The sequence below is a fragment of the Novosphingobium album (ex Liu et al. 2023) genome (assembly GCF_029076845.1).
In the GTDB taxonomy this organism is placed as follows: Bacteria; Pseudomonadota; Alphaproteobacteria; order Sphingomonadales; family Sphingomonadaceae; genus Novosphingobium.
In genome coordinates this window covers 1-8,154 of record NZ_JARESE010000058.1, presented here as the reverse complement: position 1 = coordinate 8,154, position 8,154 = coordinate 1, and the positions used below count along the sequence as shown (strand labels likewise).

Annotated in this window: 9 protein-coding genes and 1 pseudogene; 8 read left to right on the top strand and 2 right to left on the bottom strand. The window is 64.2% G+C overall.

What is annotated here, in order from left to right; translation table 11 throughout:
* Positions 1-436 precede the first annotated feature (436 nt).
* Positions 437-688 (bottom strand): AlpA family transcriptional regulator, encoded by a 252-nt coding sequence (locus tag PYV00_RS16725; RefSeq protein WP_275229447.1) that lies wholly within the window; start codon positions 686-688, stop codon positions 437-439.
* 49 nt (positions 689-737) lie between these two features.
* The gene (locus tag PYV00_RS16720; RefSeq protein WP_275229446.1) at positions 738-1,199 is read right to left on the bottom strand and encodes a transcriptional regulator; all 462 of its coding nucleotides are present in this window, start codon (positions 1,197-1,199) and stop codon (positions 738-740) included.
* A 348-nt stretch (positions 1,200-1,547) separates the two neighbouring features.
* On the opposite strand from PYV00_RS16720, the gene PYV00_RS16715 reads away from it, so the two are divergent.
* The 8 genes and pseudogenes from PYV00_RS16715 to PYV00_RS16680 all read left to right on the top strand — a co-directional run.
* Positions 1,548-1,892, top strand: a complete 345-nt coding sequence (locus PYV00_RS16715; protein ID WP_428981652.1) for a TrbC/VirB2 family protein — start codon at positions 1,548-1,550, stop codon at positions 1,890-1,892.
* A 26-nt stretch (positions 1,893-1,918) separates the two neighbouring features.
* A complete protein-coding gene (gene traL / locus PYV00_RS16710) occupies positions 1,919-2,206 on the top strand; it encodes a type IV conjugative transfer system protein TraL (protein WP_275229445.1) in 288 nt (95 codons plus the stop codon).
* A gap of 12 nt (positions 2,207-2,218) precedes the next feature.
* A complete protein-coding gene (locus tag PYV00_RS16705) occupies positions 2,219-2,791 on the top strand; it encodes a type IV conjugative transfer system protein TraE (RefSeq protein WP_275229444.1) in 573 nt (190 codons plus the stop codon).
* Positions 2,791-3,549, top strand: coding sequence for a type-F conjugative transfer system secretin TraK (locus tag PYV00_RS16700; protein WP_275229443.1), 759 nt, complete (start codon positions 2,791-2,793; stop codon positions 3,547-3,549). Before PYV00_RS16705 ends, PYV00_RS16700 begins: the two co-directional genes overlap by 1 nt.
* Positions 3,542-4,876: a TrbI/VirB10 family protein gene (locus PYV00_RS16695; protein WP_275229448.1), complete on the top strand. Its 1,335-nt coding sequence runs from the start codon at positions 3,542-3,544 to the stop codon at positions 4,874-4,876. The genes PYV00_RS16700 and PYV00_RS16695 overlap by 8 nt, the downstream gene beginning before the upstream one ends.
* Positions 4,873-5,763 (top strand): DsbC family protein, encoded by an 891-nt coding sequence (locus tag PYV00_RS16690; RefSeq protein ID WP_275229442.1) that lies wholly within the window; start codon positions 4,873-4,875, stop codon positions 5,761-5,763. Before PYV00_RS16695 ends, PYV00_RS16690 begins: the two co-directional genes overlap by 4 nt.
* A gap of 71 nt (positions 5,764-5,834) precedes the next feature.
* Positions 5,835-6,512: a conjugal transfer protein TraV gene (locus PYV00_RS16685; protein ID WP_275229441.1), complete on the top strand. Its 678-nt coding sequence runs from the start codon at positions 5,835-5,837 to the stop codon at positions 6,510-6,512.
* Positions 6,512-8,095: pseudogene (locus PYV00_RS16680) on the top strand (DUF5934 domain-containing protein); the annotation flags it as partial. The gene PYV00_RS16685 and the pseudogene PYV00_RS16680, both read left to right, overlap by 1 nt.
* Positions 8,096-8,154: the final 59 nt, after the last annotated feature.

The following is an 8,154-nucleotide window of genomic DNA, read 5'->3' as shown; positions in this document are numbered from 1 at the left end:
TCGCTTCCATCGAGCGCTTCTGCGTCAGAAATATGCCTGAACGAACTTCAGGTTCAGGACACTAGTAAGAGATAGCCCCAAGACGAAACGTGTTCATGCGGTATCCAACCCGCGTATGGAAGTCTGATCGACCGTCGACAACGCAGCCTTGCTTCCGACCTAACCTTTTCAAAGTGGTAGCCTTGCCAGGCTCAGTATCGAGAGCATGGGTCATCGCCCATGCCCATCTTCCGAAAAAAAGTCATGGAAGGGGCCAGCCCCTCGGCACGCTTCAATGCTCGGCCCCCACCGAGTGGTCCGGGTTGTTTGTTAGTGTAAGATTGCCTCGGGCGCCATGGCCGGCCGCAGGTGGAGCGAAGCGTAACCGGAGGGTGGCCTTCAGATCGGCAACGCTCCAGCACCGAATTTCACATGGGTCATCGACCTGAACCTCGCTTTAGATGTCGCGCCCGGCGACCTGATGAATCCACTCCTCGATTTCCGCCTCAACCCACACCGCGCATTTGGGGCCGAGCGAGCGGGACTTTGGAAAGCGACCCTCGCTCATCCGCTGGTAGATGGCCGAACGGCGCAAGCCAACTCGGTCCATGACTTCGGGCAGCCGCAAGAGCCGTGCCGGCGGGGGGACTTGCGGCAATGTCTGGTCGGCGGTCGCGCCGTTTTCAGTAAGCTGAGGATGTGCATTCATGATCGCTCCTGTCGGGTCAATTTCTCGGTCCCCTCCGAGGTGAATTGGATCAGCGCGGCAACACCATCGAAATGTCGCGATTGGCAAAATCATCGATGTGCTTGGCGAGCATGCGCGCGACGAGCTGCGAAGTGCCATTGGCCCACCGGGGCCGCAAATCCTCGACGCGTGGCCCGAGCGTACGTTCGAGCTGCCTCGGCAAGGCAATGAAGAAGTCCTCAAGGAACTCCCCCATTTCGCTGCGCATCCAGTCGCAGGCGAGATCCTCCTGACCAGCGAGAGCCAGGATCATGCTGGCACGGGGAAAGGCGCCGCACACGTCGAGAACGCGCGCGGCTTCCTCGACGCCGATCGGCCGATCGCCGCGCATCACCCGAAGCAACGTCTCGCGGTGGATCCCAACTTCCCGGGCGATCTGATGCTTGGGCTTGTCGGACGACTGGATCGCATGGGCAAGAATGTGCGCAAGGCTTGCGTTGGCTTCGCCTCGGAATGACGCGGACTGGTGCATCGACAAAAACTCCAACACTGAAGAACTGAGTCGTAGCCATATCGCGCGCGACGCATGTAGGAAAACAAAAAGAACATTTAAGGAATATATCGTTTCTAGGCGAATCATCCTCTAACCCCGATTCGCCGACGATCGCCGCCACTCCTGTCGGGATTCGTCGACGCCAATCAATAGATAAACCGCTGTCTATGCTCATTGTCGCCGACCTCGTCCGTTCGATGCGTCCATATCCGTCCGCCGCAGCAGCTCGACAGGCAATCCGACTTTCCTACATATATTTCCTAGATACATGTGGAACACACAGCGAACGAAAGAACGCTGGGTTCACTCCTCCAGATGGAGCTCCATATGCAGCCTCTCACCCTCTCGCGGCGTTGCGGCGCCACCGATCGAAGCCCCTCGAAGTTCGGGCGCGCCATGACCTTTGCAGTTCCGCTTGCGGTTGCAGCGCTCGCTTCCAGCGCCGCCTACGCGGGCGCCGACACGACCTTCACGCCGGCCCTCACCAAATTCACCGATTTCCTTGAAGGCTCGGGCGGCAAGATCATCACCGTCCTCAGCCTTGCAGGCGGCCTCATCGGTCTCGCCTCGGGCCGGTTCTCGCTCGGACAGGTCGCTGTGCCTGTCGGCGTCGGCATCGGCGTCGGCACGGGTGTCCCGATCGTCACCTCGGTCGTCACCGCGGTCATCTGACGCATCGGACGGGAAGGCGCGTCGCCATGGCAGACCCATACATCATCCCGCATCGGCTCGACGACCCGGAGCTCATCGGCTTCTGGACCATCGACGAGTTCGCCGGGATGATCGTCCCCTTCACCTGGGGGATCCTCAGCCAGCATATTTTTATCGGCATCATCGTTGCCTTCGGCGCCTGGTTCGCGCTGCGAAAGGCAAAAGCAGGACGCGCCAGTTCCTGGGTAGCCCATGCCGCTTATTGGTATTTGCCGGCCGGATTGTTGGGCCTGAAGGCGACGCCGCCTTCCCACTGCCGCCTGCTTGCCGGTTGAGGGGAGACATCCATGTTTGCCGACATTTCCCACGGGCGCCAGCAATCGCTGCTGCGCCAACGCAATCTCTTCGCGCTCACCAGCGCCGGGCTTGGCATTGCGCTCGTCGTGGCTGTCAGCCTGGCCGCCACCCGCGACCGCGAAGTCGTGCTCTTGCCGACGTTGCCCAGGCAGCTCACCGTCAGCAGCGCGGGGGTCGAGGCCGACTATCTCGAACTCGTGACCCGCGATGCCGCGCTCGTTCTTCTCAATCGCAGCCCCGAGGGCCTCGACTACTGGATGGACGAGATCCTGAAGCTCGCCGATCCGGCAAGCTACGGACGGCTCAAAGCTGATCTCGTCCGGATCGTCGAAGAGCAGCGGGGTTCGGACGTCACCCAGGCCTTCGTCATCCGTTCGATGACCGTCGATCCCAAGGGGCTGACCTCCGATGTGACCGGCACGCTCAAGACTTTTGTCGGCGCCCAGGTCATCGCAAGCGACGAACGCCGTTTCCGCTTCAACTGGACCTACCGGGGCCTGCGCCTCGCGCTGTCAGGCTTCAGCCAGTTGCCCGCCAAAGACCCAACGAAGGAGATCCAGTGATGGCTTGCCGACGCAAGACGCGCGCGTGGAGCCTGGCTCTTTGCGCCAGCACCATGCTCGCATTTTCAGCGAGCGGCGCGACTGCCGCCGACCAGTTCAAACAGGCTGCGGACGGAGCGAGCATCGAATGCGCCGTGTCGGCCCGCGAACTGACGCGGTTCGCGCTCGTCGACGACCAGTTTGCCAGCGTTTCGAAGATCTCGACCGGGACGCCCTACAATGATTTCGCGGTCACCAACGAACCGCTGCGCGGGGACATCTACGTGTCGGTGCCCGAGACCTATGCGGCGCGGTCGATCAGCTTCTTCGCCACAACCAAGAAGGGCTTCGTCTACAAGGTGGCCTGCCAGGTCCAGCCGCTTCCGGCAGTGCAGGTCTTCATCACCAACCCCGCGATCGCGAAAAACCAGGCGTCAGGCTGGGAAAGCGAAACACCGCTGGAGACGAGCGCGGTGCGGCTCATCCAGGCCATGGCCAATGACCGGACGGTCGATGGCTTCGAAGTCAGGCAATCCTCAGGCCTTCCGGCACGGGTCGGCGATCTCGAAATCCAGCTCATCGCCGATTACCGCGGCGGCGCGCTGGCCGGGAAGGTCATCCGTCTGGCGAACCGTGGCCGCAAACCGCTGACGCTTGCCGAAGCGGATCTCGCGTCCTCCCAGACACTCGCAATCTCGATCGGCCAGCCCACTCTCAAATTGGGAGAAAGCACGGTCGCCTTCATCGTCGGTGCGAACGGAGGGTTGGGCCATGACTGATGCTCCCTCGACCTCAACCCCGATACAGGCCGATCCGGCATCGCCATCGCCGGTAACCAGCCTCAACGCGAAGACGGCGCGGCGGCAGAAGCTTCTGCTCGGCTCATTGGGCGCACTCGCGCTTGTCGGCGGCAGCTGGTTCATTCTGGGCGGCGACGACCACCCGAAGAGCGACGATCCCACTGCGCCCCAGGCCATCGACACGGCCGGGCTCATCAATCGCGACCTTTCGCAACGCGAATTCGTCGCCACTTACGGCAACCGTCTCGATGCCGTGACCCGTGAGCAGAAGGCAATGAAGGACGCGAGCCTCCCGCGCGAGGAAATCGAATCCCAACTGGCCGCACTCAAGGTGGAGAACCAGGCCATGCGGATCGACGGCCAGGCCGCGATCGATGCGATCTCTGCTGAGAACGCGGATCTCAAGTCGCGCCTTGCCAGCCAGGCCGCGCCGGCAACCGCAAGCGTACCGCCGCCGGCCTATGGCCCGCAGGCGGGTGGCTACAATGCGCGCGGGCGTTCGCTGCAGCCTGCCTCCACTGGTGCAGCGCTCGCCCCCGGCGAAACCGGCCTCCCCGGCCCCGGTGAAGTGAAGCTCATGAGCTTCACTTCGGACAAGGCGGGAACCAGCGGACTGAGATCGGCTCGCCCGGAGGCGCCGCCGGTCGTGGTCGAGGACTCCCCCGACTACCTTCCCCCCAACTCCTATGCTCCGGCCAAGGTCATCGTCGGCGTCGATGCGTCGGCGGGCGTCGCGAGCCAGACCGATCCGCTTCCCGTAGTGCTGCGCATTACCGGTCCGGCGCGATCGGTCATGCAGAACGGCAAGGTTCTGACCACGCGGCTCCAGGGCTGCATCGTCAATGGCGCGGCGCGCGGCGATCTCTCGTCCGAGAAGGTCTATGTGAAGCTGGCGCGGATGACCTGCGACCAGCCCGGCGGGCGCGTCGCGGTGAGCGAGGTCAAGGGCTTCATCAGCTTTGCCGGAAAATCGGGCGTGCGTGGCCGTGTCGTCAGCCGCGAGGGCAGCCTTGTCAGTCAGGCATTGCTTGCCGGGATTGTCGGCGGGTTCGGGCGCGGTTTTTCGGCGAACGCCAACAGCGTCTTCTCCGGCGTCACGACCAATGCCGACGGCACTCGCTCGAAGCTCTCCGCCGGCGACATCCTCGGTGGCGGGCTCGGCCAGGGCGCTGCGGACGCCGCCGATACGGTCAGCAAATATCTGATCGAGCGCGCCGAACAATACCAACCCGTCGTCGAGATGCCGACCGGCATCGATGTCGAGATCGTCTTCCTCGACGGCGTCTACGTGAGGAACTCCCAATGACCCCCGCCGCGAACGATCCGACCCCGACCAAGCCGCGGCGCTGGCTGCGCCCGGTGGCGGCCGCCGCTGCTGTCCTCGCCCTGTCGTCCGCGACCGGCTGGGGCGTGGCCAGTCTCGCTTCGCCGGCCCAAGTGCCCGATACGGCGAAGGTACGCGCCGCGCTTAAGCTCCGCCTGCCCAAGACGCCGATCGATGCCATCACCTGCGATGGCCTTGGCGGCCTTTGCGAAGTCGCCTCGAAATCGACGCTGTTCTACGTCGATCGCGCGGCCAAATATCTGGTGATCGGGCGTATCTACGACATGGAGGCGCGCCAGGACCTGACCGCAGCCCGTCTCCTCGCGCTTAATCCCGACCTGTTGGCTGCTGGCGGGGCGCGGCGGAGCAATGCCGGCGAAGAAAGCCAGCCCGGCCCGCGCGCCACACCGCAGAAGGTGTCGCTTGCCGGCCTGCCCGCGAACGGCGCGATCACCTGGGGACCGGCGGATGGTCCCGAGGTCGTCGTCTTTTCTGATTTCCACTGTGGCTACTGCAAGAAGCTCGAGGCCGAGCTGAAGGCGATCGGCGCACGCGTCGAGGAGCGGCCTATTTCGATCTTTGGAGCGGATAGCCGTCGCGATGCCGAACGGGTGCTGTGCTCGCCGCGCCCCGAGGTGTCCCTGCATATGGCCTATTCGGGCCTCACGCTCGCCAATCCGAAGCCCTGTGACACCAGCGGACTCGATGCCAATGAAGCCTTTGGCAAGGCGCATGGCTTCAACGGCACGCCGGTCATCGTGCGCCCGTCCGACGGGACGATCCTTGAAGGCTATCGCCCGGCTTCCGTGCTCCGCGAATTCCTCAAGCCCGCAAAAGCAGCCACCCCCGCCCCGGCCAAGAAAGGATAATCGTCATGGAATTTCCCCGCCGTCTTCTCGCATCTGCCTGCCTTGCCGTGCTGACCAGCGGCTGCGCCACCTTGGGCACCAATATCGAAGGCGATTTCACCTGTCGCGCCCCCAAGGGCGGCTGCGCGCCCAGCCAGGTAATCGATGCCCGCGCGACCAAGGATCTGTCCGCGACCGGTTCGGTCCAGCATGGTCTGCGCCCCCCTGTTCCCGTCGCTTCCGGCGATCAGGGCCGCACGTTAGAGCGCACGCTCAGGATCGTGTTTCCGGCCCATATCGATGAAACCGGGACGCTGCACGACGATGCGGTTGCCTGGGCGGTGGTCGAAAATCCGCGCTGGGCCGCGGAACTGCGCCGCAAGGCAGGCGAGGACACCGCCCCGTCGCTGATGCGCCAGCTCAGCCGCCAGCTCAAAGCCGCGCAGGCCAAAGGCGAGGCGCTGCCCGATAGCAACGCCCTCCACCCGGCCGAACAGCCCGAAGCCGAGACCTTCGATCTCGGACAGCCCTATCAGCCCTCGTCCTCGTTCGAGGACGTCCCCCCTGCCTCGCCGCTGGCCCTCCCCTCCACGGCGCGCGAGGCGGTTGCCGGTGCGACAGCACCGGCGGTCGAGGGGTTCGACATGTCGCAGTCTCCGCATGCTCGAACCCCTCGGCTCTCTGCCGACAAGGCCCCGCTGATCTTCCCGACCATCGAGGCGATCGAGGCCGCCAAGCACACGGCAAAGTCCCGGAAGGAGCCCAAGTGATGGCCGAGAAGCTGAGAACGATTGTCGACGGGATCCTGACCGGTCTGTTAGGCGATGCCGAACATGCCGAGCACGGCCGCCCCGCCCTGATGCTCGATCTGCTTTCGGACTGGCTGCCTTACCGGGTCTATGACCCGGTAAGCCGGCTCTATCTCAACGCGCGGTCGAAAGGCTTCGTCCTTGCTGTCACCCCACTGATCGGCGCGGACGAACGCACCGGCGAGATCCTCGGATCGTTCTTCTCGGAAGGCTTGCCGGCTGGCGCCTGTCTCCAGGTGCTGCATCTTGCATCCCCGCGCATCAGCCGGATCATCGCGCCCTGGTTTGCGCCGCGCTATGTCCAGGGCGGCGTTTATGAAGCGATTGCCCGCCACCGCGCGCGACGGCTTTACGGGCTCGTCTGGGAATCGGGCTCGCAGGATGCGCCTTTCCACGCGCGGCATCATCAGGTGATCGTTTCGGTCGGCGTGCCTGCCGCCAAGGCGGTCAGTAACGAGGATCTCAAGCAGACCCGTGACGGCCTCATCGCCATGCTGAAGTCGCTCAACCTCGGCATCGCCGAAGTCGAGCCGCAGCAGCTGATTGCCATCATCGACGACCTGACTTCACCGACCACCGCGCCGCAGGATGATGCCGTGCCTTACAACCCCAATGATGTGATCGCGTCGCAGGCGATCCGGCACGATATCGAGCTTGTCATCCAGGAAGACCGGATGCGGCTCGTGACCGAGCGGTTTCGGGCGACCGGCAAGGTTGAGGACGGTGTTCCCGAGATCGGCACGGTCTACCCCGATTCGTTCGATGTGCGGCATTTTTCCTCGCGCAACATGCCCCAGCGCTGGGCGCCGTGGGAATGCGCCCGGCTGATCGGCGATCTGTTCACCGACAAGCTGCGCTTCCCCTGCCCGGCTGCGACCATGCTCTGCCTCGTCTATCCCGACCAGGAAGCGGCGAGCGCAAAGGCCGGGTTCAAGTTCATGCGAACCACGAGCCTCGCCGGAACACGCAGCGCACGCTTCCTGCCGCGGATCGGCGAGCAGGCCGCCGAATGGCAGCATGTCCAGTCCGAGTTGCAGGAAGGCCGCCGCCTCGTGCGGGTTTTCTATGGCCTGACGACTTATTCGCCGCTCGGCCGCGGCGACCGCGACGAACGTGCGGTCAGGTCGATCTACAAGGCGGCAGGCTGGGATCTTGCCGATGAGCGTTACCTGCAGATCCAGGGACTGCTGGCAGCCATGCCGATGACGCTCGCCGATGGGCTTGGCGCCGACATGGAGCGCCTCAAGCGCTTCAAGACCGTGCTCTCGACGACAGCGGCCAATATCGCTCCGCTGCAAGGCGAATATCTCGGCAGCGTCCATCCGCACCTGCTGTTCGTGGGCCGGCGCGGCCAGCCCTTCTTCTGGTCCCCGTTCGAGAACGATGCTGGCAACCACAATGTCGCGATCTGCGGCAAGTCTGGATCGGGCAAGTCGGTACTGCTCCAGGAAATGTGCGCGGCGCTTCGGGGGGCTGGCGCGCAAGTCGTTGTCATCGACGACGGGCGCAGCTTCGAGCACTCGGTGAAGCTCCAGGGCGTGCGCGGCGACAACTACGATGGCCGGTTGAGCGGCGACTATGATGGCCGGTAGGATCGGTTGTC

Bases quoted from the DNA above. Each gene is read 5' to 3' on its own strand.
- PYV00_RS16705 (WP_275229444.1), top strand. From the start codon at position 2,219: ATGTTTGCCGACATTTCCCACGGGCGCCAGCAATCGCTGCTGCGCCAA.
- PYV00_RS16725 (WP_275229447.1), bottom strand. From the start codon at position 688: ATGAATGCACATCCTCAGCTTACTGAAAACGGCGCGACCGCCGACCAG.
- PYV00_RS16700 (WP_275229443.1), top strand. From the start codon at position 2,791: ATGGCTTGCCGACGCAAGACGCGCGCGTGGAGCCTGGCTCTTTGCGCC.
- PYV00_RS16715 (WP_428981652.1), top strand. From the start codon at position 1,548: ATGCAGCCTCTCACCCTCTCGCGGCGTTGCGGCGCCACCGATCGAAGC.
- PYV00_RS16695 (WP_275229448.1), top strand. From the start codon at position 3,542: ATGACTGATGCTCCCTCGACCTCAACCCCGATACAGGCCGATCCGGCA.
- PYV00_RS16720 (WP_275229446.1), bottom strand. From the start codon at position 1,199: ATGCACCAGTCCGCGTCATTCCGAGGCGAAGCCAACGCAAGCCTTGCG.
- PYV00_RS16690 (WP_275229442.1), top strand. From the start codon at position 4,873: ATGACCCCCGCCGCGAACGATCCGACCCCGACCAAGCCGCGGCGCTGG.
- traL (WP_275229445.1), top strand. From the start codon at position 1,919: ATGGCAGACCCATACATCATCCCGCATCGGCTCGACGACCCGGAGCTC.